This window comes from Paraliomyxa miuraensis (genome assembly GCF_026337845.1).
Taxonomy (GTDB): Bacteria; Myxococcota_A; Polyangia; order Nannocystales; family Nannocystaceae; genus Paraliomyxa; species Paraliomyxa miuraensis.
In genome coordinates, this window is sequence record NZ_JAOVZF010000146.1 from 67,961 (window position 1) to 91,182 (window position 23,222).

At 69.9% G+C, this 23,222-nt stretch carries 21 protein-coding genes and 2 tRNA genes; 10 read left to right on the top strand and 13 right to left on the bottom strand.

Annotation, left to right across the window (positions count from 1 at the left end):
* Positions 1-57: 57 nt before the first annotated feature.
* Positions 58-1,638 carry a hypothetical protein gene (locus tag OEB96_RS12915; RefSeq protein ID WP_266215905.1) on the bottom strand — a complete coding sequence of 527 codons (1,581 nt, stop codon included), beginning with the start codon at positions 1,636-1,638 and terminating at the stop codon, positions 58-60.
* A 56-nt stretch (positions 1,639-1,694) separates the two neighbouring features.
* On the bottom strand, positions 1,695-3,212 hold the full coding sequence (locus OEB96_RS12920) for a sigma-54 interaction domain-containing protein (RefSeq protein WP_266215906.1): 1,518 nt from the start codon (positions 3,210-3,212) through the stop codon (positions 1,695-1,697).
* Between the two features lie 123 nt (positions 3,213-3,335).
* On the opposite strand from OEB96_RS12920, the gene OEB96_RS12925 reads away from it, so the two are divergent.
* From OEB96_RS12925 to OEB96_RS12940, 4 genes are all read left to right on the top strand, one after another.
* Positions 3,336-4,565 (top strand): RtcB family protein, encoded by a 1,230-nt coding sequence (locus tag OEB96_RS12925; protein WP_266215907.1) that lies wholly within the window; start codon positions 3,336-3,338, stop codon positions 4,563-4,565.
* Positions 4,562-5,221 carry a peptide chain release factor-like protein gene (locus OEB96_RS12930; RefSeq protein WP_266215908.1) on the top strand — a complete coding sequence of 220 codons (660 nt, stop codon included), beginning with the start codon at positions 4,562-4,564 and terminating at the stop codon, positions 5,219-5,221. Before OEB96_RS12925 ends, OEB96_RS12930 begins: the two co-directional genes overlap by 4 nt.
* Entirely contained in the window at positions 5,211-5,759 is a 549-nt protein-coding gene (locus OEB96_RS12935) for a hypothetical protein (RefSeq protein ID WP_266215909.1), read from the top strand. The genes OEB96_RS12930 and OEB96_RS12935 overlap by 11 nt, the downstream gene beginning before the upstream one ends.
* A gap of 87 nt (positions 5,760-5,846) precedes the next feature.
* Complete coding sequence (locus OEB96_RS12940) at positions 5,847-6,065, top strand: hypothetical protein (RefSeq protein ID WP_266215910.1); 219 nt, start codon at positions 5,847-5,849, stop codon at positions 6,063-6,065.
* On the opposite strand, the gene OEB96_RS12945 is transcribed toward OEB96_RS12940, so the two are convergent.
* Entirely contained in the window at positions 6,062-6,940 is an 879-nt protein-coding gene (locus OEB96_RS12945) for a serine/threonine protein kinase (RefSeq protein ID WP_266216066.1), read from the bottom strand. The genes OEB96_RS12940 and OEB96_RS12945 overlap by 4 nt on opposite strands.
* Before the next feature lie 322 nt (positions 6,941-7,262).
* On the opposite strand from OEB96_RS12945, the gene OEB96_RS12950 reads away from it, so the two are divergent.
* Positions 7,263-7,415, top strand: a complete 153-nt coding sequence (locus OEB96_RS12950; RefSeq protein WP_266215911.1) for a hypothetical protein — start codon at positions 7,263-7,265, stop codon at positions 7,413-7,415.
* On the opposite strand, the gene OEB96_RS12955 is transcribed toward OEB96_RS12950, so the two are convergent.
* Complete coding sequence (locus OEB96_RS12955; RefSeq protein WP_266215912.1) at positions 7,412-8,275, bottom strand: hypothetical protein; 864 nt, start codon at positions 8,273-8,275, stop codon at positions 7,412-7,414. The two genes, OEB96_RS12950 and OEB96_RS12955, sit on opposite strands and share 4 nt — an antisense overlap.
* An 11-nt stretch (positions 8,276-8,286) precedes the next feature.
* Complete coding sequence (locus OEB96_RS12960; RefSeq protein WP_266215913.1) at positions 8,287-9,087, bottom strand: SDR family oxidoreductase; 801 nt, start codon at positions 9,085-9,087, stop codon at positions 8,287-8,289.
* Positions 9,088-9,139: 52 nt separating this feature from the next.
* Between OEB96_RS12960 and OEB96_RS12965 the strand changes: the two genes are divergently transcribed.
* Positions 9,140-10,711 (top strand): hypothetical protein, encoded by a 1,572-nt coding sequence (locus OEB96_RS12965; protein WP_266215914.1) that lies wholly within the window; start codon positions 9,140-9,142, stop codon positions 10,709-10,711.
* A 10-nt stretch (positions 10,712-10,721) separates the two neighbouring features.
* Here OEB96_RS12965 and OEB96_RS12970 read toward each other — a convergent pair whose 3' ends face one another.
* A complete protein-coding gene (locus OEB96_RS12970; RefSeq protein ID WP_266215915.1) occupies positions 10,722-12,461 on the bottom strand; it encodes a hypothetical protein in 1,740 nt (579 codons plus the stop codon).
* 227 nt (positions 12,462-12,688) lie between these two features.
* Here OEB96_RS12970 and OEB96_RS12975 point away from each other — a divergent pair, with 227 nt between their 5' ends.
* Complete coding sequence (locus tag OEB96_RS12975; RefSeq protein ID WP_266215916.1) at positions 12,689-15,034, top strand: DUF4139 domain-containing protein; 2,346 nt, start codon at positions 12,689-12,691, stop codon at positions 15,032-15,034.
* A gap of 171 nt (positions 15,035-15,205) precedes the next feature.
* The gene (locus OEB96_RS12980) at positions 15,206-15,718 is read left to right on the top strand and encodes a DUF4136 domain-containing protein (RefSeq protein ID WP_266215917.1); all 513 of its coding nucleotides are present in this window, start codon (positions 15,206-15,208) and stop codon (positions 15,716-15,718) included.
* A gap of 76 nt (positions 15,719-15,794) precedes the next feature.
* Here the strand turns inward: OEB96_RS12980 and OEB96_RS12985 are convergent, their stop codons facing one another.
* From OEB96_RS12985 to OEB96_RS13015, 7 genes are all read right to left on the bottom strand, one after another.
* Positions 15,795-16,301: a hypothetical protein gene (locus OEB96_RS12985; protein ID WP_266215918.1), complete on the bottom strand. Its 507-nt coding sequence runs from the start codon at positions 16,299-16,301 to the stop codon at positions 15,795-15,797.
* A gap of 3 nt (positions 16,302-16,304) precedes the next feature.
* Complete coding sequence (locus OEB96_RS12990; RefSeq protein ID WP_266215919.1) at positions 16,305-17,321, bottom strand: nucleotidyltransferase family protein; 1,017 nt, start codon at positions 17,319-17,321, stop codon at positions 16,305-16,307.
* 201 nt (positions 17,322-17,522) lie between these two features.
* A complete protein-coding gene (locus OEB96_RS12995; RefSeq protein ID WP_266215920.1) occupies positions 17,523-18,842 on the bottom strand; it encodes a Vgb family protein in 1,320 nt (439 codons plus the stop codon).
* 184 nt (positions 18,843-19,026) lie between these two features.
* Positions 19,027-20,298 carry an MYXO-CTERM sorting domain-containing protein gene (locus OEB96_RS13000; RefSeq protein WP_266215921.1) on the bottom strand — a complete coding sequence of 424 codons (1,272 nt, stop codon included), beginning with the start codon at positions 20,296-20,298 and terminating at the stop codon, positions 19,027-19,029.
* Positions 20,299-20,541: 243 nt separating this feature from the next.
* Positions 20,542-20,901 carry an HvfA family oxazolone/thioamide-modified RiPP metallophore gene (locus tag OEB96_RS13005; protein ID WP_266215922.1) on the bottom strand — a complete coding sequence of 120 codons (360 nt, stop codon included), beginning with the start codon at positions 20,899-20,901 and terminating at the stop codon, positions 20,542-20,544.
* 160 nt (positions 20,902-21,061) lie between these two features.
* Positions 21,062-21,799: a hypothetical protein gene (locus OEB96_RS13010; RefSeq protein WP_266215923.1), complete on the bottom strand. Its 738-nt coding sequence runs from the start codon at positions 21,797-21,799 to the stop codon at positions 21,062-21,064.
* 80 nt (positions 21,800-21,879) lie between these two features.
* Positions 21,880-21,966, bottom strand: a tRNA-Ser gene (locus tag OEB96_RS13015).
* A 188-nt stretch (positions 21,967-22,154) separates the two neighbouring features.
* Between OEB96_RS13015 and OEB96_RS13020 the strand changes: the two genes are divergently transcribed.
* Both OEB96_RS13020 and OEB96_RS13025 read left to right on the top strand, forming a co-directional pair.
* A complete protein-coding gene (locus OEB96_RS13020) occupies positions 22,155-22,862 on the top strand; it encodes a CPBP family intramembrane glutamic endopeptidase (protein WP_266215924.1) in 708 nt (235 codons plus the stop codon).
* A 119-nt stretch (positions 22,863-22,981) separates the two neighbouring features.
* Positions 22,982-23,055, top strand: a tRNA-Arg gene (locus tag OEB96_RS13025).
* The last annotated feature ends 167 nt before the right edge of the window (positions 23,056-23,222 follow it).

The window sequence follows — 23,222 nt, forward strand, 5'->3', positions numbered from 1 at the left end:
TGGTTGGGATTATTCGAAAAGAGTGTTTTCGTGAGGGCCAGCTCGCCGGATTCGCGTTCACGTCGGCAGGTACGCCAGCATCAGCCCGTTGGTCAGGTTGGGCGCATCGCAGCTGTACTGGAAGCCGGTGAGCGGGTTCTGCTGCACGCCCGAGGTGGCCCCGGCTCCGCTGTTGCCCGGGTCGCCCACGCTGATGGTGTCCGGGTAGCAGACCTGGATCGAGCCGTCTTGCTGGAACATGGCCTGGACCCGGATGAGGTCGGCGACGCTCCCGCCATAGAACGGCACGTCCCACTGCACCACGAAGCGCTGGTTGGGCGCCGCCCCCAGGGTCTGGTAGCGCACCGCACCGGCCGAGCTGGGATCGAGATCGGTCCAGAACGGCGCGAGGATGTAGTTGGTGACCGGGCTGAACGTGTCACCCGGCATGCACACGTTGAGGTAGTCGAGGTAGTCGGTCGAGTTGAAGTAGATCGCACCGTTGGAGGCGATCGTGGCCTGGGTGAACGGCACGCCATAGAACGTGAACGTAAAGCCCATCGGCACGCCGACCTCGTCGTCGTCGTCGAGGAACGCATTGGTCCCGGAGGCGCTGATGTCGTCGCAGGGCAGCGGCATCGGGTTCAGCGAGATGCCCGTGTAGAAGGCGTCGCTGCCGAACGGGACCCCGGGGATGTCGCAGCCCGAGAAGTCGAATTGGCAGCCGGGGGTGCACGCCAGCACCCCGCCCATCAGCCCCAGGCTGGCGCAGCTCGCCCCGCCCAGGTTCATGCCATCGCAGGCCTCGCCGGCGTCGACGATGGCGTTGCCGCACGTGTTGCACCCCGAGATGTCGAAGGCGCTGCAGTCGGCGTCGCACGCCAGCACGCCGCCCACGTAGCCCTGGCTCACGCACGTCTCCCCGCCGAGGTCGACGCCATCACACGGCTCGATGCCATCGATGAGATCGTTGCCGCACTGGATGCAGCTGGCCACGTCGTAGGACAGGCAATCGGCGGAGCAGCCCAGCTGGCCGCTCGAGTAGCCCTGGCTCATGCACGTCTGGCCGAGCAGCACGATCGAGTCGCAGACCTCGTCGCCATCGACGATGACGTTGCCGCAGGTGCCACAGTCGCTGGTGTCGAGCGCGCTGCAATCGAGCGCGCAGGTGATCGTGCCGCTGTCGAAGCCCTCGCCCTCGCAGGTGACGCCGCCCACGTCGGCTCCATCGCAGACCTCGCTGCCCTCGACGACCCCGTTGCCGCAGTTGAACATCGCGCACGCGCGGGTGTCGTAGCCCGAGCAATCGGCGGCACAGGCCAGCTGCCCCGAGTCGAAGCCCTGGCTCGCGCAGGTCTCCCCGGACAGCTCGTCGCCATCACAGACCTCGTCGCCATCGAGCATGCCGTTGCCACAGGTCTGCACGTCCGTGGTGCTCGAGTCGGGATCGATCGAGGTCGAGCCGGTCGAGGAGCTCTCGTCCGCGACGGTGGTCGAGTCGGGATCGACATCGGTGGTGAGCGGCGGAGTGGCGGGACCGGTGCTGCCGTCGTCCGAGCTGCTGCCGTCGACGGGGACGGGCGGGATGTCGATGCCGGGACAGGCGGTGAGCAGGCCGGCGCCCGCGAGCATGACCAAGGAGAGGGGGCGGCGTGTCATTCGACGACTGTACTTCCGGGCTCGGGACCATGGCCAGCATCGAGACGCCGTTCCCGTCACCGCAGACCCAGCCTACGGAGCTTGCGCTTGAGGGTGTTGCGGTCGATCGCCAGCGCCCGAGCGGCGCCCATGAGGCTGCCCTCGCGTACCAGGGCCTCGCGGATCACCTGAGCCTCGAGCTCGCTCACCGCCTCGGCCAGGGTGCGGGGCGACGAGGGGAGAGTCGTGCGCGCGGGCCCGGGGCGAGCGTCTGCTGCGAGGCCGGGGCGAGAGCCCGCAGCGGGAGCGGAGTCGTCCTCGGCGAGCGCTCGTAGCTGCGGCGACAGGTCCTCCACCTCCACCCGGTGCTCGCAGAAGACGGTCCATCGCACCACCTCGGCCCGAAGCTGTCGTACGTTGCCCGGCCACGCGTAGCTCCGAAGGCAGCGCCAGGCGGCAGGGGTGGGCCACGGGCGCGGGCCGGACAGCTCGTCGAGGAAGAACGCCACCAGGCGCTCGAGATCGGCCCCGCGCTCGCGCAGCGGCGGCACGTGCAAGGTGGCGCCGGCCAGCCGGTAGTAGAGGTCCTCGCGGAAGTCCCCGCGCGCGACCAGCTGCGGCAGGTCGCGATGGGTCGCGGCCACCACCCGCACGTCCACGTCGATCGACCGCTCGCCCCCCACCCGCCGCAGCGTGCCCTCCTGCACCACCCGCAAGAGCATGGCCTGCACGCGGGGGCTCATCTCGCCCACCTCGTCGAGGAACAGGGTGCCGCCGTCGGCCTGCTCGAACAGCCCGCGGCGCCGCGCCTGCGCGCCCGTGAACGCGCCGCGCTCGTGTCCGAACAGCTCGCTGGCCAGCACGCCCTCGGCGAACGCCCCGCAGCTCTCGGCCACGAACGGCCCGCTCGCCCGCTCGCTGGACTCGTGGATGGCACGCGCCACCAGCTCCTTGCCCGTGCCCGTCTCACCCTGCACGAGCACGGGCACGTCGCTGCGCGCCACTCGGAGCAGCCGTCGCGACAGCTCGTGCATGGCGGGGCTGTCGCCCACGATCGAGCGCCGGCCGGCCGCACGCAGCCGCACGACCTCTTCCTTGAGCGCGCGGATCTGCGGGAAGCCCTCGATCTCGAGCCGCACCTCGCGGATGGGGTGCGGGTGCACCGACGGCACGAACGCGGGCGGGATCACCTGCAGCATGCGCGCGGGCAAGAGGCCGGCCTCGACCATGATCACCCACAGCGTCTGCATCTGCGGCGTGCCGGCCGAGAGGCACACGTCCAGCGGCACCGGGGGCAGGCCCTCGGTGACGCCGTGGAGCGCGGCGAAGACCTGCGCGTGATCGCTGGGGTCCACGATCGGCAGCACGCGAAGATCGGCCGACGTTCCCCGGGCGAGGATCTCGGCGAGTCGCCGCTGTGCCGCCGGCTCGCCCTGCGGCGAGGTCAGCAGCCGCACGTGCTGGTACTCGACCTCGCTGTGGTCGAGCAGCCGCATCAACGGACCGCGATCGGGCGGCTCTCCGCCCTTGGATGGCGGCGGCTCGCCCCGCACGGTGGTGCTGCGGTCGGACCAGGTCAGCAGGCAGCGCGACATGGTGTATCACGCACCGTCAGCGGTGCATGATGTACCGTATCAACACGGTGCATTGTGCACCATTACCACAAGAAAGCTCAATGATTCCATGGTGGCACGGGATCTGCTCTTCCGGGCGGCATCATGGGCACTCCCAGCATCCACGCCGCTCCCGAGGTCTCGGTGATCGAGGGTCCCGGCGTTCACATCGAAGTCGACGCGGTCTCGCAGCTGCGTCGAGTCGCCGGCCTTCCGGGGTGCGTGCGTGCGGTGGGCATGCCCGATCTGCACCCGGGCCCGGGCATCCCCATCGGCATGGTCACCGCCTCGGCCACCCACGTGCATCCCACCCTGGTGGGCAGCGACGCGGGCTGCGGGGTCACGGCCGTGGTCACGCGGCGCGTGGTGCCGCAGGCCAAGCAGCTGCGGCGCATCGAGCGAGCCACGGTGGATCCCGATCCCTTGCCGGTCGATTCCCTCGAGGCGCTCGAGGCCGCCTGGCACGGAGGACCACGCGGCTTGGCCAATCTCGCCGGCATGCCCGAGGCGTTCGGCGAGTGGGTCGCCACGGTGCCATGGGGCGAGCCCCTCGGCCCGAGCGGTCCCATCCCCGAGGCGCTGCACGAGGCTCGCTTCGGCGAGGCGCTCGGCACCACCGGCGGTGGCAACCACTTCATCGAGCTCGGTCGCGTGGACCAGGTGCTCGACGACGACGCCCTGCCCGGCCTGCGCCGCGGGGCGCACGTGGTGATGGCCCACTCGGGCTCGCGCGGCCTGGGCTATGCGCTGGTGCAGCGCTGGCAGGAGCGAGCGCTCGGCGAGCCCGAGGAGATCGCCACCTACCTCGGCGAGCTCGCTGGCTGCTGCCGCTTTGCGCAGGCCAACCGCGCCTTGCTGGTGTGGCGGCTGCTCGAGGCGGTGGGCGCCGCCCGGGTCGATCGCCTCGGCGGCACCCTCGATCTCGTGCACAACGACGTGCGTCCCGGCGAGAGCCCGCAGGCACCGTGGGTGCACCGCAAGGGGGCCGCCCCCGCCCGTGCGGGCGAGCTGACCATCACCCTGGGCAGCCGCGGCAGTCCCAGCTGGATCCTCCGCGGTCGCGGCGACCAGGCGCACCTGTGCTCGGTGGCCCATGGTGCGGGTCGACGGATTCCCCGTGCCGAGGCCAAGGCTCGCCTGTCCCATCGCTACCGACGAAGCGATCTCACCCGCACGCCGCTGGGCGGCCACGTGCTGTGCGACCGCCAGGAGCTGCTGTGGGAGGAGCACCAAGACGTCTACAAGCCCATCGAGCCGGTGGTGGCGGCTCTCGAGCAGGCCGGGGTGGCCACCCGCGTGGCGGCCCTCGTGCCCCTGGTGACGGTGAAGCGATGAGCACCCTGCACACCCTTCGAATCGGGGCGGGCCGCGGTCCGCGAGAGGCCCGACGCTTCGTGGTCATGCTGACGCAGGCGCTGTGCGAGCGCCTGCAGGCCAGCGGAGCCCAGGTCGAGGCGATCGAGGCGCACGGCGATCCCAGCGCCCCCGGGCGCGTGCTCGTGCGCGTGCGCGGTGATGGATCCGGGTTGAACGGCTGGGTGGGCACGCACCAGCTCACCGCCGACCTGCGAGGGCCTCATGCGCGGCGTCGCTGGTTCGCGGCCATCGAGCACGATCGTCCGGAGGGCTCGGCGCCGATCGTACTGGCACGGTCCGACCTCGAGATCCGCTTCGTACGCTCGCGTGGGCCCGGCGGCCAGAACGTGAACAAGCGATCGACGGCGGTGCAGATCACCCATCGGCCCACCGGGATCGCGGTGCAGCACGACGCTCACCGCAGCCAGTCCCGCAACCGGGCCGCGGCGCTGCAGGCCCTGCAGCGCGCGGTCACCCGACACCTCCACGAGGCCCAGGCCTCGACCCGCGCGCTCGAGGCCTGGCAGGCCCGGCGCGACCTGCCCACCCATCGACCCGTGATGCAATGGCAGCTCGATCCCCATCGGCCGGACACGATCGTTCCACAGACTCAGAAGGCTTCCAATGCGACGTGACATGGACAAGGTGCTGTGCGAGCGCCCCCGCGGAGGCATGCGGGTCAAGCGACGCAGCCGTGCGCGCGGGCGCTCGAGCCTCTCGCGGATCCCCGGTGCACGCATGGCGCTGCTGCCGTGGGAGGACCATCCACGATTCGAGCCCATCAGCCGGCATCGCGGCGGTACCAAGTGGCTCGGCGAACACCTGGGCCCGCTGCGTCGCTGGCTGCTCTCGCAGGTGGGTCGGCGCTGGGACGACGTCTACTCCGAGCTGCGCGCCAACATCAGCCCCAACAACGCAGTTCAGCTCCACATCTGGCAGCACGCCCAGCACTACGTGGCCCGCGCCGTGGCGCTCGTGGGCGGCAAGCCCCATCACGACCTCGGTGACGATCGAGCGTATCGGCGGGGCCATCCCGTGAGCGCTCGTCAGTGCCCGGTCTATGTTTGCCCACGAAGTGGGATCGTCCGCCGTACCCCCGTGACCCCCCGCAAGAAGAAGGCCAAGCCGAGCGAGCAAGCGTCGGGAGAGCGCCGCGCGATGATCGTTGGGTGATCGAGATCATCGCGTGGTGATCGTTCGGGACGATCTCCCGCAGAGCGAGGGGCTTCCATGCCGATCGGTTCGTGCTATTACGCGCGCATGGCACCTCCTTCCACCGACGAGCTGGGCAAGATCATCTACGAGACCGGTCGGCTCGCCGAGCTCGAGAAGGCCATCGAAGGTGACGACCCGATGGGCGTGGTGGTGGTCTTGCAGGACGTCGGCGTGAGCAACGAGGTCATCAGCCGCATGCTGCTCGAGCTCGACAAGGAGTACCTGCTGGCCCTGGTCGACGCCGCCCACGCCGCCAAGGGCTAGGACGTGGGCCAGGCCCCCTCGATGAGCTCGGCAAGCTCGCGCGCCGAGGCCGGGCGACGGTGCGGGTCCTTGTGCAGCGCCTGTAGGATCACGGCCTCGATGCTCTCGAGGCCTCGGCCGGGCGGCAGGTAGCGCGTGGGTGGAACGACCTCCGAGTTGGTGTGGGCCTGCATCCACGAGATCGGGACCCGCTTCCACTTGTCCACCACCGCGCTGACCGGCTCGTCGGCGATGAAGGGGGTGTGCCCGGTGATCAGCTCGTAGAAGATCATGCCCAGGCTGTACACGTCGGCCGCGGGCGTGAGCGTCATGGTTCGCAGCTGCTCGGGCTGGGCGTAGTGGGCGGTGCCCACCAGCATGTGGCTGCCGGTGGCGTCGTGCCCGATGACCGAGCTGTCGTCCCATGAGCGGGCCAGGCCGAAGTCGAGCACGCGCACCAGCACGCGCTCGTCCACGAACACGTTGGCCGGCTTGAGGTCGCGGTGAACGATTCCCCGATCGTGGGCCTCGCACAGGCCCAGGCAGCACTGGTGGATCACGTGGCAGGACCACGCGGGATCGAGCGGCCGATCGAAGTCGTGCCACTTGTCGAGGGGAAGCCCCTGCAGCAGCTCCATCAGCACGTAGACGTGGCCGTCGCGACGCAGGCCGCAGTCGTACACGCGCACCGCGTGCGGGTTGGTGAGCGTTCGCATGATCGCCACCTCTCGCAGCGCACGCTGGGCGGTATCGATCTGGGTGATCGGAGCGAGCGAGACCTTGAGCGCCATCGGCTCGGATGAGCGCGGCGTCATGACCTTGTAGACGTGACCGAAGCTCCCCGAGCCGATGTGCTCGAGGATCTCGAATGCGCCGTAGCGCTGGCCTGGCTTCATGACCACGGGCGGAGCTCGTCCCGCATGATAGTGGCGCGCGCGACGTCGCCCATGAAAGAGGGGCGGCTACTGTCGAGGCCACCCGGGATCCTCGATTTGGCCCCGATTCGGGGCGGATCGGCCCTCCCGCGGCCCCGGATCGGCAACTCGAGTAGCCACTTTGGTGTCGTCCAGGTGTCGCCGGTGGCCACGGGACTTGCCAGTGAGGGGAGTCCCACGCCAGATCCCGAGATTTCGACGGATTGGGAGCCCTTCGATCTTGGCACGGGCATCGCATGGGGGCCGCGCATCCTCTGACCGCACGAGCGGGAAGGAGTCTGTCATGAGCATCTTCACCATTCTCACCTATGCGATGCTGATCCTGGTCGTGGCGACCGGCGTGGCCCAATTGCCCCGAGGCCTGGCCCGGGAGCTGGGCATCCGCTGGAATCGCCGCCGGTCCGCGCGCCGAATCTCGGCGCAGTCGTCCCGCTAGCGAATCATCGTCCAGGTCTGCCCGTGCCGGCAGAAGATCGCCGTGAAGCGGCCGGTCATGCGGGGGTTGCCCTTCACGCCGAGCGCGATCGGTCCCTTGCCGTGCGCGTCGACGAGGTGGGCGAGCTTGCCGAACCCCAGCAGCTCGAGCGACAGCTCGCCGGGGTCGGGGAACGGCATGGCCTCCACGTCGGGGTCGCCCAGCGTCTGGGCCACCCCGAGCATGCGGTGGGCGGTGGCCTCGTCGGGCAGGAAGTAGGCGCGCTGCCAGTCCCTGGCCTGCGGGGTGGCGGCGGCCTGCAGCCCGGGCACGTCCTTGGCCTGGATCGCCGACCACAACGCACGGGTCTGCGCGAGCACGTCGTCGAAGGTGGCGGGCTCGTGGGTCAGCGTGTCGGCGCCAAGCCAGCTCCACGGGGCGAACGGCGTGGCCAGGACCACGGGGATCCGCGCCCGGACCACGTCGCCCGCACCCACCTGCACCACCGGCTCGGCGCGCTCGGGGGTGACCGAGCGCGAGAAGGCGGTGTCGGCCGCGAGCTCGGACGTGGCGAACACCAGTCGGCCGCGCTCTTGCACCACCGAGCCTCCCGGAGCATCACGCACGCGCAGCACGATGGTGGCCTCGCCCGCCGGGTGGTGCTCGCCCGTCTTGGCCGAGGGGCGCACCACGGCCCCCAGGTGGTTGTGCCCCGTCACCACGTGCGGGTTGACGTCGAAGCTCGTCTCCACGTGGCCGCCCGAGACCCGCATCACGGGCACGTCGTTGGCCCGGACCTCGAGGTCGAGGCCGCTGGTGGTCACCGCCACCTCGAACACCGGGGTTCCCGTGCTTCCGAGCGGGGTCTGGCCGTCCGTCATCGAGCGCGAGTCTACCCCATCGAGTCGAGGTTCATGCCCTGGGGAAGGCACGCGCCCCCGTCGGCCACGATCACGGTGCCCGTGATCAGCGAGGCGGCGTCGGAGGCCAGGAACAGCGCCACGTCGGCGATCTCCTCGATGAGGCCGAACCTGCGCAGGGGGATCGACCGGAGCGCCCGCTCGCGCTGATCGGCGGGCAGCAGCCGCGCGACGCCCTCGGTGTCGTCGATCGGTCCGGGCGCGATGCCGTTGACCCGCACTCCGGCCGGGCCCCACTCGAGCGCCATCCCGCGCGTGGTGGCATCGACCGCGGCCTTGGCCGCCGCCGCGTGGACCTGCAGCATCGTGGCTCCGTAGTGCAGGGTGGCCGAGATGTTGATGATGCTGCCGCCCGCTTGGCCCAGCGCTCGCTCGAACGCGGCCCGCGAGACGTTGAAGGTCCCGAGCGCGTCGATGTCGAGCACGGTGCGAAAGCCGTTGCTCGACAGCTGCGCGGCCGGGCACAGGAAGTTGCCGGCCGCGCCATTGACCACGATGTGCAGCTCGCCGGCCCGCTCGAGCAGCCCGTCGACGATGCCCTCCACGGTTGCGTAGTCGCGCACGTCCCCCGGCAGCGCCCACGCGCGGCCGGGCCCTCGTGCGCTCAGCTCCGCGGCGGCCGCCTCGAGGCGCTCGACCTTGCGACCCACGATGCCCACGCTCGCGCCATGGGCCACGAACGCGGCGGCAATGCCCTTGCAGATCCCCGAGCCTCCGCCGGTGACGAGCGCAACCTTGCCGTGGAGGAGATCGGGTCGAAACGTGGTGCTCATGCGCGCGTGCTCCTGGACCTTCGTCGGGCTCGTCGGCGATCATGCCGGCATCGTGCTTGGATCTCCACGCATCGCCTTCGATCACGTGGGCCTCGAGCCGGGCCGCCCCTCGGGTCACCGTCCACACCACCCGTCGCGTCACCGCGGCTTGCTGCTGTCGGGGCTGCTGCTCGCCGGGCTCGCGTGCGGAGACGACTCGCTCACGCCCGTGGGCTCGGGCTCGGGCTCGGGCAGTGACACCGGGGACGAGCTCGTCACCACCGCGGTCGTCGACAGCAGCAGCGGAGACCAGAGCACCTCCACCACCGAGTCGGTCGACGAGACGACCGCGCCTCCGGCGTGTGGTGATGGGATCGTCGATGCCGGCGAGGACTGCGACGACGGGGTCGAGTCGGCCACGTGCAACGCCGATTGCACCGCGGCCGCATGTGGAGACGGCTCGATCAACGCGACCGCCGGTGAGCAGTGCGACGACGGGATCGAGTCGGCCACCTGCAACGCCGACTGCACGGCGGCGGCGTGCGGAGACGACGTGCTCAACGAGACCGCGGGCGAGACCTGCGACGACGGAGGCGAGTCGACGGCATGCAACGCCGATTGCACGGCGGCGGCGTGTGGAGACGGCGTGCTCAACGAGACCGCGCTCGAGTCGTGCGACGACGGCAACCCCGACGACTTCGACTTCTGCAGCAACCAGTGCATGCCGGCGCCCGCGCTGGTGCTGGCGGGCATGCACGTGCTCGACACCGACACCGGGGAGCTCGACGGGGTGCCGCAGACGAGCTGGGATCCCGCGAGCGCCACCTGGTATCTCACCGGGCTGGAGCTCGAGGCGGGGGCATCCCTGCGCGTGATCGGCAGCGCTCCGCTGACGATCTTGGTCGAGGGCGAGGTGCTCGTGGCGGGGCTGCTCGACGTCTCGGGGGAGAACGGCACCAACCCCAGCGGTGGAGGCATCGATTGCAACTCGGCCGGCCAGGGAGGGCAGGGGGGCCCCGGAGGCTTCGCCGGGGGTGATGGTGCGGGCCTGGGAGGCTCGGGCACCGAGAACGGTCGTGCCGGCGAGGCGCCGGAGATGGTCGCGGTCGCCGGGGGTGGACAGGCCAACGCGGTGATCGATCTGGTGTTCGGAGCGGGCGGCGGTGGCGGAGGTGGCCATGCCATGGCCGGCTCCAATGGCCTGGGCAACGCCGGCGGGGTGGGGGGCTCGGGCGGCGAGGCGTACGCCAGCCTGCCCCCGCTCGTGGGCGGTGGCGGAGGCGGTGGCGGAAGCGTGGAGAAGGATGGCGCGCTGGGTGCCGGCCTCGATCCCACCGACGACGAGGGCGCGGGCGGTGGTGGTGGTGGCGGTGCGATCGCGATCGAGGCCACGGTGGCGATCACCGTGACCGGCGACATCGATGCCTCGGGGGGCAACGGCGGCAACGATGCCGGCTGCGAGGGCGCGACCGGTGGCGGCGGCGGCGGAGCCGGGGGCGCGATCATGCTGGCTTCGCCCATGACCAACGTCGCGGGCGGCGCCCTCGACGTCTCCGGGGGCAACGGGGGCGTGTCGGTCTACGGCGGCGGCGCGGTCAACCTTCGCGGGGGCAACGGCGCGGCGGGTCGCGTGGCGGTGATGTGACGCCTACGGCTCAGGAGCCGCTGGTCAGCACGTACTTGTTGCCGGTCTTGAGCAGATCCTGCTCCTCCCACCACTTGAATTCGCCCTCGTAGCCCTCCTTGAGCTCCCAGATGAACTTGCCCGAGGCCCACACCGCACACTCGAACTTGCACTCGAGCAGCACGAACTTGCCCACCAGGAACACGCCCTGGCTGTCGTGATCGAGCTGCAAGCGCACGGCGAAGCCGGTGTTGCCCTTGACCTCGGCCCCGAACGCGAACCCGAACCAGCCCGTGGAGCCGAACGAGGCCCTGGCCTCGAAGATCACCTTGAGCGCGCCCTGGATCATGCCGTTGACGCTGGCTCGGGCCAGCTCGGGCTTCTTCTTGGCCCCGATCTCGCCCGCGATGAGCCCCTGGAAGGCCAGGAAGATCTCGAAGACCTGATCTCGTTCCTTGGCCCACTCGCGCACCTTGGCCAGGCCCTTGGCGATGATCGCGAACTGGGTCTTGCCCAGCGCCTTGATGAGCACGTCGAGGATCTCGATGCGCAGCTCGAGGCCGATGAGCGGGTCGGCCTTGAGCATCACGCTCCACTCGGTGCCGACGGTGGTCTTGCCCTCGATCTCGGTGTACTGGCCCTTGTACTCGAGCTGCAGGTTGGGGAACAGCGGCCGGAGCGTGACCCCGGTGAAGGTGAAGAAGTACTCGACGAACTTGTCGATGGCCCGCTTGATCAGGCGGTTGAACGCCGCCCACTTCTTGATCTTGTCCTCGTACTTGAGGCCGAGCGACTCGGAGCGGCCGCCGTACTTGACCTTGCCCTCGAGCTCGAACTTCCACTCGGTATGGGCCGGGCGCCCGCGCTTCTCGTGGTAGCCGCGCTGCTGTGCCAGCTCCATCTTGCCGTCGACGCGATCGTCGGTGTTGAGCGCCAGCACCAGCTTGGCCTCGACCTGCAGCTCCGGGTACACGCGCACGAGCGCATGGACCCCGTGGCCGGTGCACGCCTGCGGGGACAGGGTGAACTCGGCCGGGCCCATGTTCCAGGCCCAGAAGTAGTCGAGCAGGCGCGAGCTGTCGATGCGCGAGTAGAACACCTGCACCTTCAGCTCGCCGTCGGGCAGGGTCTGCCGCACGCCGGGCCCGGTGACCGACAGGACCTTGGGCTGGTGGACGCCGCACGCGGCCGCGGTCCACTCGGGCTTGACCGTGATCGTGTCGGCGTGGTCCTGGTCGCCGGCCACCACCTCGAGCGTGCGGTCGGACTGCGCCGTGCCCACCTCGAGGCGCAGGGCGGCCTTGCGCTTGCCCACGTGGCTGCACTCGTAGGTGACCACGGCCAGGATGCACTCGATGACCGGCGCCGGTGCGGGCTCGGACTCCTTGGGGGGCGAGGAGGAGGTGCTCCCATCCTGCTGGGTGAGCGTGGCCAGCGGTGAGGGCTCGCTGTCGAGCAGCTCCATCGACGGGCGCTCGCGGATGCAGGCCATGACCATGATCTCGCCCGAGGCCACCTCGCGCGAGAACAGCTCGAGCAGCCGGCTCTCGGGCAGCGACCACAGGTCGGCGCCCAGCTGCGGCACGGCCCGCATCAGCGCCCGCCGCAGGGCCTCGAGGTTGCTGGGGTGATCGACGATCCAGTCGAAGGTGCGACTCCACGACTCCGCCTCTTGCAGCGTCACCGTCGAGGCGGCGCCGGCCTTGGCCGGGTCGAACCGCGTCGAGAGCTCGTAGAGCTCGCCAAAGGGACCTAGGAGCAGCTCGGACACGCTGCCGCCATGATAACGGCTCCCGCCCGATCGCGGGGGCTCGCGAAAGCCCTCGCGGGTAGCGCACCTGGAGGACGCATCCGCTCCGAGGACGGGACCCTGCGCAGAGCCGCGCATGCCGAAGCCCCGCCATTTTCCACCCGCGCCCACCCGGCGCTCACACCATGGGGGACCGATGGTGCGTAGAAGCGGCGGGATCGGTACAGTCGCCACCCGCTCAGACCGTCATGCGCAACCGCAAGCTCGCCCGCCTCGGCCCCCTCACCTTGCTCCTGGCTCTGGCCCCGACCCTCGCGTCCACGGGCTGTGCCAGCGGGCGCCGAGCATTCCCCGCCACCTCCACCAACCTCGAGCTCGAGCGCGTCGTGCTCTATCGCAACGGCGTCGGCTACTTCGAGCGCCACGGCGAGGTCGACGACTCGACCCTGCGCATTCGCGTGCGCCGCGATCAGATCAACGATCTGCTCAAGAGCCTGACCGTGGTCGATGCCAACGGCCAGGCCGTGAGCGTGTCGATGCCGCTGGACCCCGAGACGTGGGCCGCGGCCGCCCTGTCGGCGTTGACCCCGGGCAGCGGCAGCCTGGCGCAGCTACTCGACGGCCTGCGCGGTACCGACGTCACCCTGCACACGACGCTGGGCCGCGTTCGCGGTCGGGTGGTGCTGGTGGAGCGGATCATCGACGAGCCCGATCCCGACGCCGCTTCGGGCTGGCCGCGCGGCGGCGGCGGCGGTGATGGGCCCTCGCAGCGCGACTTCAAGGTCACGCTCATGAGGGGCAACGAGCTCCAGGTGGTGCGCCTGTCCAAGGTCCGCGACGTGACGCTGCACGACGGCGACCTCGCCATGCAGCTCCACCGCCGTCTCGACGCCAGCTCGGGCGAGGGCATGTTCCAGCAGGTCGAGGTGGCGATCGAGCTGGTGGGCGCCAAGAGCCACGACGTGAGCGTGAGCTACGTGGTCTCGGCCCCGATGTGGAAGCCCACCTATCGCGTGGTGCTGCCCGAGGACGGCAAGGGCCAGGCGCTGCTCCAGGGCTGGGCCGTGGTCGACAACGTGAGCGGCGAGGACTGGTCGAACGTGAGCATGTCGCTGACCTCGGGCGAGCCGATCGCGTTCCAGTACGATCTGCACACCCCGCGCACCGTGTTCCGCAGCGATCTCACCGAGTCCGGCGTGCGCAAGCGGGCCACGGTGGCGATGGGCGAGACCACCTACGGCACCTACGACGAGGCGATGGCCGAGCCCGAGCCCGAGGCGGCTGCGGCCTACGACTATGAGGCCGACGACATGGCCGGGGGCGACGGGGACTACTGGGCCGAGGCGGAGGAGGAGCGCGAGTACAAGGCCGACAAGAACGCCAAGGCCAAGCGCAAGCCGGCCGAGCCGAAGCCGAGCGGCGCCCCCAGCAGCGGCTACGGTCGGGCCAGCGCCGCCTCGGGCCCCATGCCCCCGCCGGCTGCCAATGCACCGAGCCCCGTCGACCTCGAGGCCCTGCGGCGCAGCACGCTGGCCGACGCCCGCGCCAAGCAGGTCAGCGGCATGACCCGCTACGACCTCGAGCAGCGCGTGACCGTGCCCAACGGCAGCGCCACCATGGTGGCGATCCTCAACCGCCAGGTGGAGGCCGAGCAGACCTTCCTCTACCGGCCCGGGGGCGCGGGCATCGGCTACGACGCCAATCCCTACCGGGTGGTGCGGTTCAAGAACAGCACGCCGTTCGTGCTCGAGCCCGGGCCCATCAGCATCTACACCGGGGGCAGCTTCGTGGGCGAGGGCCTCTCGGAGGCCGTGAGCACGGGCACCAGCGCCACGATTCCGTTCGCGGTGGAGCCGGGCATCATGGTCAGCTCGTCCGCGCAGTACTCGGGCGACGAGATGCACCTCCTGCGGATCTCGCGAGGCGTGCTCGAGGTGGAGAGCTTCTCGCGCACGACCACCACCTGGTCGGTGAAGGGCAAGACCGACAAGGACGGCTACAACGTGCTGGTGCGCCACGGGAAGGCCGGCTGGAACTACGAGCTGATCGATCCGCCCAAGGGCACCGAGGTGCTGCCCGACGGGTACTTGATCCCCGTGGACGTGCCCAAGGGCAAGACCGAGGGCAGCACGGTGGTGGTGGAGCAGACGCCCTCGACCACCACGATCAGCATCTGGGACGGTCGCGCGCTGGGCCTGATGGAGAAGCTGGTGCTGTCGGCCGAATTGCCGGCCGACATGCGCAGCAAGATCCAGCCCGTGGTCGACCTTCGGCGGGAGATCGGCCGCATCGACACGGAGATCGACGGACTCAAGGCGCAGCAGATCGAGCTCGACCAGCGGGCCAACGAGACCCGGCAGAACCTCGAGGCGATCAAGAAGGACCCCAAGGCCGATGCGCTGCGCAAGAAGCTCAGCGACCGCCTGGAGGACTTCACGTCCGAGGGCGATCGCATCGGTCGCAAAGTGGTGGAGCTGCAGAGCCAGCGGCTCGAGAAGAAGATCGCCCTCGAGGACCTGCTCGAGAACCTCGACATCAGCGCGCCTCCGCGGAGCCCCTCGCGAGACAAGAGCGGACCCAGCAAGGGCAAGTAGGCGCCGTCGATTCCAGTAGGCTGGGCTCCGGGGCAGGCTGGCCCCGGGGCAGGCTGCGGGAGCGACGCATCGTCATTCTCGAGCGAGCGTCTGGCGGCAACTGCCCTATACTCTGCCCCGCTCATGTCTGTCGCTGCGGACTCCCGGCCCCGTTCCTCGTCCCGCCGTGCCGTGCTCGCGCTCCTCGTGGGGGGCCTGTGGGCCGTCGTTGCGTGTGCACCCAAGGTCAATGCCCAGCGCACGCCCGACTACGACCTCGAGGCCGCCAAGGCCTACGCGTGGGTCACCGAAGATCTCGTGCTCATCGAGCTCGGCGAGGATCAGCCCAACGTGCGCACCAAGGACAACGAGCGCTTGATCCGGGAGGCGGTGAATCGCGAGCTGGCCGCGCGCGGGTTCCAGCTGGTTCCCAAGGAGCAGGCCCAGGTGCTGGTGGCGTTCTCGGTGGGCGTGCGGGTGCGCTACCGGGTGGAGGGCGTCGATCCCAGCTCGATCACCGCGACCGGCCCCGGGGAGCCACAGACCAAGGGCACGCTCAACATCTACCTCATCGATCGCGCCACCGAGGCGGAGGTCTGGCATGGCTGGACCTCCAAGTGGCTGCACAAGGGCGACGACCCGGCAGCGGTGATCGACGAGGCGGTCCGCAAGATCATGGCTGCCTACCCGAACGACGCCCCGTAGGTCGCGCCCGGGGTGCGGGCGCGGGAGGGGCTCTTCGGATTGGTGCGAGCGGTCTCGCGGCGGGCCGCCCGGGCCCTCAGCCCGAGGCCGTGAGCTCGCGCTTCATCCACCGCACGAGCCCGCCGTCGTAGGTCCGCCACGAGCGATCGGGCGCATGGAACCGGACGGTGAGGACCTTGCGAGAGTTCGACTCCTTGGAGATCGGCGCGCCGATGAGCATGCCGAGCACCAGCCCCGCCGCCCAGCCGTCGCCCTTCTTGGCCACCGCGGTGCGCAGCGCCGCCGAGGGCACCGCCCCGTGGGGCGCCTCGTCTTGCAGCACCGGGCGCTTCTTGGGCGGAGCATCGAGCTTCTGCAGGCGGGCCACGCCGTCCTCGCTCACCTCGAGCATGAAGTCCTGGTTCATCTCGCGGAACGAGAAGTGCTGCCCGGCGTGATCGAGCGGCGTGAGCTCGAGGGGCAGCTCGCCGATGCGGAGCTGTGCCACCTCGGCGAGGTCGTCGGCGAACACCACGAGCTCGTGGTAGCGCTTGCCACGGCTCAGCAGGCCGGAGGCGAGATCGGGGAGCTTGAGCTGCGACATCGACTACTTCTTCCAGCCCAGGATGGCGTTCTTCATGTCGTTGGTGGGACCCCGCCAGCTCTTGGCGAGATCCTGGAACTCCGGCCCGAAGGTCGGCATGAGGGCCAGGGTGTAGCAGAGCACGTCGTCGTCGCCGCCGGTCTCGTGAAGACCCAGCTCGCCCGCGACCTCGACCCCACGCTCGAGCATCTCGGCCGTGGTGCCCAGGCCCGCCAGCGCGCCGGAGGTCAGGGGCTCGATCACCGAGTCCATCAGCCGGAACAGCCGCATGAAGTCACCCGTGAGGGTGTGCCCCACCGAGTGCTCGAGCGCGTGCCGCAGATCCTCGGGGCTCTCGAGCGGGTGGTTGGCATCGAGCAGTCGGCGACGGCGGGCGTCGAGCAGCCGCTCCACGGCGCGGTCGGTGAGCCGCGACAGGTGCAGCAGGTCGTCGATGCCCTCGTGGACCTCGCGCGGGATGTCCTCGGCGTCGGGCCGGTAGGCGATGTCGGACTCGAGCTCGTTGAAGATGTGCGACGAGATCGACGCGACCTGGACCTCGACGATCGAGCCTCGCAGCGACGGCCGGTCGAACGACTCGTCGAGGTCGACGAGCGCACGGCTGGCCCGTGCGCGATCGGCCTTGTGCTCGATGGGGTTGGGTACGTCGGCCAGCGGGAACCGCCGCAGGATCAGCTCGAACGCCGCCTGCTCGTCGACCGGGTGGTAGACGATCACACGCGCTCGCGCGAGATCGGGTACCAAGCGGTTGAGCTCGGTGGTCAGCCGTGTGTACGTGAGGGTCGGGCTCGAGGGCTCGTCGGCGGATCGCTGCTCGGCGAGGGTGCGTCGCACCTCGTCGGGATGCTTGGCACGCGACAGCACCAAGGCCTTGATGCCTGCTGCGCGCAGCTCGCGGCGCAAGCGGTGCTCGAGCACTGCTCCTGCCTCTTCGTAGCGGGCCATCGAGTCGCGATAGAGACCGACGACCACCTCGATCTCACCCGGGGTAATCAAGCGTGGTGCTGTGGCGCCTTCCACGGGGCGAAGCATCGCATAGGTGGGGGCCGAAAGACGAATATCGACCGTCGAAATCGTCGCCCCCGCGGCCGGCGGCCTCGAGCCGGGCACCCGGACGGATGTACAGGTCAGACATCGCCGTACGCCGAAGGGCGAGACCCGCCGTGCAGGTCTCGCCCTCTCGTGCCCTCGGTGGGGCGACCGGCCCTCGGCGACTCGGTGCTACCCGATGGGATTGCCCACGTTGCTGAGGGCGAAGCCGGTCATGTCGCTGTAGGTGTAGGGCAGGTTGAAGCCGGTCACGGTGTCGATCTGCCCGGTGACCGGGTTCACGCGGTAGGCCTCGTTGTTGTAGATGGCCGGGCCCCACACGTTGCCCTGGAAGTCGATGCTGATGCCGTGCACGTAGCTCGGTAGATCGATCGTCTGGACCACGGCCATGGTGTTGATGTCGACCCCGACCATCGGGTCGTTGGCCAGCCACAGGGTGCCCATGCCGTCTTCCATGCAGCCACCGCTGCCGCCGGCGTAGGCCGTTTGCCAGGTCTCGGTGATGGGATCGAAGCGGCCGACGTTGCTGCTGCAGGTCCACACCTGACCGAGCGAGTCCACCGTCATGCCGTAGCCGCTGGTGGCCATGGGCCAGGTGCTCACCGAGAGATCGGACAGACGCACCCGCACCAGGTAGCCCTGGCTCAGCTGACTGCCCCAGAAGTTGCCGTCGGAGTCCACCGCGCCGCCGTAGATCCCGTAGAAGTTCGGGTTGACGCCGGGAATGGGCACGGTGGCCTCGACCACGCCGGTCTCGCCGTCCATCAGCACCACGTCGATGCTGCCGTTGGCGCCCGAGGTCCAGACCTTGGTGTCCTCGTAGCGGCACGTGCCCGTGTTGAACGTGCCCTGGGTCCACTGCACGGGCCGCTGCGAGGCGTAGGCGAACGGGGTGTGCCAGGCGATGCAGCCGTCGGGCCAGGCCTTGACGTCGCCGGCCCCCGTGGAGGTGTTGGCCGGGTTGTCGCAGCGCTCGGGGATCGCATAGATCTTGGTGACGCCGCCCGAGCGGTTGGCCACCGCCACGTCGCCGTTGAGGTTGACCGAGGTTCGCGACGGGTTGCCGTTGGAGTCGGGACGCACGACGTAGCGGCCCTCCTCGATCAGCGTCTGGGTGTCGACCTTGGAGATCGAGCCCGAGTTGCTGTTGGCGATCCAGATGTACGAGAAGTCGGGGGCTCCGCCGCCTCCGCCTCCGCCTCCACCTCCGCAGCCGACGTTGGCGTCGGGCTGGGTGCCGAGGTCGAACTTGACGTCGCCGTCTCCGCTGCTGTCGACCCCCGAGTTGTTGCCCGTGCCGTTGGTCGTGCCGCTGTTGGAATCCTCGTCCTGACCCGTGGCGCTGTCGGTGTTGCTGGCGGCCGTGATCGTGGTGGGGATTCCTCCGTCACCCTCTCCATCGCCGCGACCATCACCGTCGCCTCCGCAGGCCAGCGCGAGCGCAGGCACGACTGCCACACAAAGACGCCCCATCGAGCTATGCATCCCCATCGCGGGACCATCGTAGGCCCTTCCTGGCACGGCATGCAAACCGATCTTTGGCGTGACATGCGGTTTGTGCAGATCGCACACCGTGAGCTTCACGCCCATCGTGACGACGGCGAGACTCGACCTCGAAGCGGGACGAGTTCGTGCGCGGTCACGCCTTGGGGGCCATGGACCCCGTGGGATGCGCTCAATCGCGCCGACGCCAAAGACCCAGCGTCAAGAGCACGAGCAATGCCGTTCCCGGCCCCGTGCCGGTGCTCGAATCACCGCGTGTGCCGTCCGTGGCCCGGCAGGCACATCCTTCGTCACCCGAGTCGTCGAGCTCGGGACCCGTGGTGGCCGCGCCCGTGCCGGCTCCCGTGCCCCCGGGGAGATCGTCCCCCGTGCCCTCTCCCGCGGTGGGATCGCCCCCGGTGCTGTCGTCCGCTCCCGTCTCGTCGGAGCCCTCCATGGGGCCGTTGACGATCACGAACGTGACCTCGGCCGAGGCCGGATTGCCGCCCTCGTCGACGATGTCGACCCGGATGGTGTGCGGGCCGTTGCCGAGCCCGTGGCCCATTGGGGCATCGCCACCATTGACCGGGAAGGTGTGGGTGGCGTTGATGAGCGAGACGTCGGCCGCCTCGGCGTCGTCGAAGTACACCGTGGTCGCCAGCACGGCGGGACGGCGGTCGTCGTCGAGCGTGACCGTGAGCTCGAAGTCGGTCTCGTAGTCGAGCTCCTGGCCGTCGAGGGGCGAGTCGATCGTCACCAGGGGCGCCACCTGGTCGGGAATCGGGGGCCCGAACAGCAGCAGCATCTCCTGGTAGGAGTTCTGCTGGTTGGCGTTGCAGAACATGGTGTGGACCGAGTTGCAGGCCGCGTTGGTGGGGTTCAGGGCGACGTCGGCCACCACCGTGCTGCAGGTGTCCTGGTACTTGGGATCACTGGCTCCCCCGGTGGAGGGGAACAGGTTGTCGGAGGGGTCGTCGACGTGCTCGAGGCCCCAGGTGTGGGCGGCCTCCTGGTGGATGACGGTGGCCTGGATGTTGGCGTTGTCGTTGACGAGGAACGAGAAGCTCGTGATGTTGGGGTTGGTGTTGCTGCAGTCGATGCCCGGTGCCACGCCCCCCACGCCCGGTGGGCCTCCGCCGTTGGGGACGCCGGCAACCACCATTGCATAGGGATTGCCCGCGGGCGGTCGTTCGCCCACCACGATCACCCCGAAGTCCTCCACGTCCTCGCGGGTGGCCTGGATGATCGCCGCGCGCGTGGCGGGGCTGCCGGGGTGCTCGAGGAACTGCGTGTTGGGGAAGATCGTGGTGCAGTCCTGCAGCGAGTTGTTGCCGCAGCCGCCGTTCATGAACGGCCCCTCGAAGTTCACGTACAGCACGGTCGGGGTGTTGAACCCCGCCTGGACGTCGGGCTCGTGGCCCAGGCCCATGTGCATCGGGGGACGGGCCGGGTCGGTGATCGGCATCACCGGAGGGGGATCGAGCGGCTGTGGCTCCGGCGCCGCGGGAACGACCACACCCGAGCCCGCAATCCACGCCGTCGCGGCCAACCAAGAGATAACCAAAGCCATCGTGCTGCCCTCCGCGGCGATCTTGCGGGGTCGCCTGCGCAGGCGTCAAGCGCTGCGTCGTCCCGCCCGGGTGTGCTCACGGGGCGGGACGTGAGGGCGCCGCAGGTGCGTGCGCTCGGTCGTCCGATCTCGATCGGCTCAGGACTTGTCGGCCTCGTCGGCGGGCTCGTCCGCGGGCGCGTCGGCCTTCGCATCGCCCTCGCCGGCCTTGACCGCGGCGCTGCCGTCGTCCTTGGCCTCCTTGCCGCAGGCACCCTCGCCACATGCGGCCTCCTTGGCGGCCGCCTTGTCGGCGCCGCACTGGCCCTCGCCGCAGGCGTGCTCACCGGCCTTCGCGTCGGCCTTGGCATCGGCCTTCACGTCGGTCTTGGCATCGGCCTTCTTCTCGTCCTTCTTGACCTCGGCCGCATCCTTCTTGGCATCGTCCTTGTCGCAGGCGTTGAGCACGAGGCCGCTGCCGAGCAGGGCAAGGGCGGTCGAGATGGTCTTGATGTCCATGGGCGATCGTCTCCGTTCCGGTGGGGGATGGTCCGTGCGAGGACCGGACGCGAATCGTACGGAGGCCCGGTCGGCAAGGGAAGCGGGAACGACCAGGGCCGCCGGAACGGGAGATGCGGCCCCGCCCGGCTCGGAGCGCCGCGGGAAGGGTCCACGCCGCTCAGTCTTCGAGCGCCTTCTGGGTGAGGCGAATGAGCCGGGGGGTCTCGGTGACCAGCTTCTCGAGGTCGATGGTGCGGGTCGAGCGGTAGACGAAGCCGACCAGGTGATCCTCGTGGCGCCACATCACCAGGTAGCCGCGCTCCTTGACCTGCGTGGTCCCGGAGAGGCCGTCGATCTGCTTGAAGCCCACCGTCACGTCGTCGACCACCTGCACCCGGGGCATGTCGCCGATGGCCTGGTCGATGGCGGCGGGATCGTCGTGCACCTTCTGGAAGATCGGCTCCACCACCGTCTCGCTGTCGGTTGCATCGGCGAGCACCTTGGCGGCCTCGAGCGCCACGGGAGCCAGCTGTACGCCGTTGACGAGCACCGTCTCGATCGTGAGCACGGAATCCGCCCCGCTGGCCTGACCCTCGAGCCACGACTTGGCCGTCTGGCTCAGCTCGCCATCGTTGGTGAGATCGTGGAACAGCGCCTTCGCGCCCGACTTGGTGGCATCGGCGAGGTCGCTCGCGGCCTGCTTGGACTTGTCGGCCAGCTCGCCGGCGGCCTTCTTGGACGCGTCGGCGGCCTCGTCGGCCAGCTCGCCCGCCTTCTTCTTCGAGGCATCGAGCGCCTGCTGCGAGGCCTCGCGAGCCGCTTGCTCGCCGGCCTTGACGGTGTCGTCGGCCGAGTCGCACGAGAGCGGACCGAGCAGGAGGAGAGCCGAGGCGAGGCGAGCGCGGCGCGTGGGCATCGGCCGAGCACGATAGCAGGCGGCGGTGGCTTCGAAGAACGAAGACCTCCGACCGGAATCCCGGCGGAGGTCTTTCGTTGCGGAACGGGAGGGATTCGAACCCTCGGTAGAGTTTCCCCTACGCAGATTTAGCAAACCTGTGCCTTCAGCCACTCGGCCACCGTTCCACAGGTCCCGGGGTGCTCGGGGCACCCTTTCCAAATTGGCGCTTTGCTGGTTTGCGGGGGCGGGAAGGTAACCGCGGTCGGGGGGCCCTGGCAAGCGGGGGCACCGGGGGCTGCTCCTTGCTGGCACGGGCGGCGGTGGGCATGCTGTGGCCGCGATGGGGCAGCGCGGCAGGAGGCTCTGGCGGGGCTTGGCCGAGCTCGGGATGGCCTTTGGCGGGCTCGTGCTCGGCTACGTGGTGGTCGCGGCGGGGATGAGCGCCGTGGGCCTGGGCTCCGGGCCGCTCGCCTTGCTGGCGGGGCCCCTGATCACCGGGGTGGCGGCGGCCTTCTACGGCAAGATCGGGCCGCTGTGGGCTGCGATGGCCAGGGGGCAGGAGGACGAGCCCGACCCCGATCCCGCTCCTTGGCACGAGCCACCGGTCGCTGGCTTGGGGACGGCACTGGTCACGGTGCCCCTGGGGGTGCTCGCGGCGCTGGGGGGGAGCATCCTCTTGGGGCTGCTGCTCGAGCAGCTCGGGATGCGGGTGCAGGAGCAGTCGAGCGTCCTGGAGATCACCGAGGGGGTTGTCGCCCGAGGATTCGACCTGCAGGCGAGCATGCTGGTGCTCGCGGCGCTCGTGCTGGCGCCCATCGCCGAGGAGTGGCTGTTTCGGGGCTTGCTGTTTCGCCGGGTCACCGCCGTCTCCGGGCGCGGGCTGGCCTACGCCGTCAGCGCGCTGGGCTTTGCGGCAATCCACGGCAACCCGGCCGGCTTCGTGGTCTATCTATGGCTGGGGTTGGTGTTCGCGGCGGTGTTGGAGCGCAGTGGACGGCTGTGGACCGCGGTGCTGGTGCACATGGGGAACAATGGGTTCGTGCTGGCGCTGCTGTTCAGCGGCAGCGAGCTGGCCGGGTAGGGCGCGACGGGGAGGTCGGGGAGGCCGGGGAGGGCGTGAGGGATCGCTCGCGCTGGTGGGTGAACGGGGTTGCGAGGTGGCACCGGGATGGGTAGTCTCCGCGACCCACGAGCGCTCATGCATCCGTAGCTCAGCTGGATAGAGCGTCGGTCTACGGAACCGAAAGTCGGAGGTTCGAATCCTTCCGGATGCGCTGCGAGAAGCCCCCTTCGAGGGGCTTTTCTGTTTTCGGGGAGCGGCCGGGAGTTCGCAGGGAGTTCGGGTGAGCGCGGCGGTCGTGGCCCCCGGCCCCGGGTCTCGCCGGGCGCATCCTGGGGCCGCTGGGGCGCCGAGAAAGGGCACGTGCTCGGAGGCTGGCTG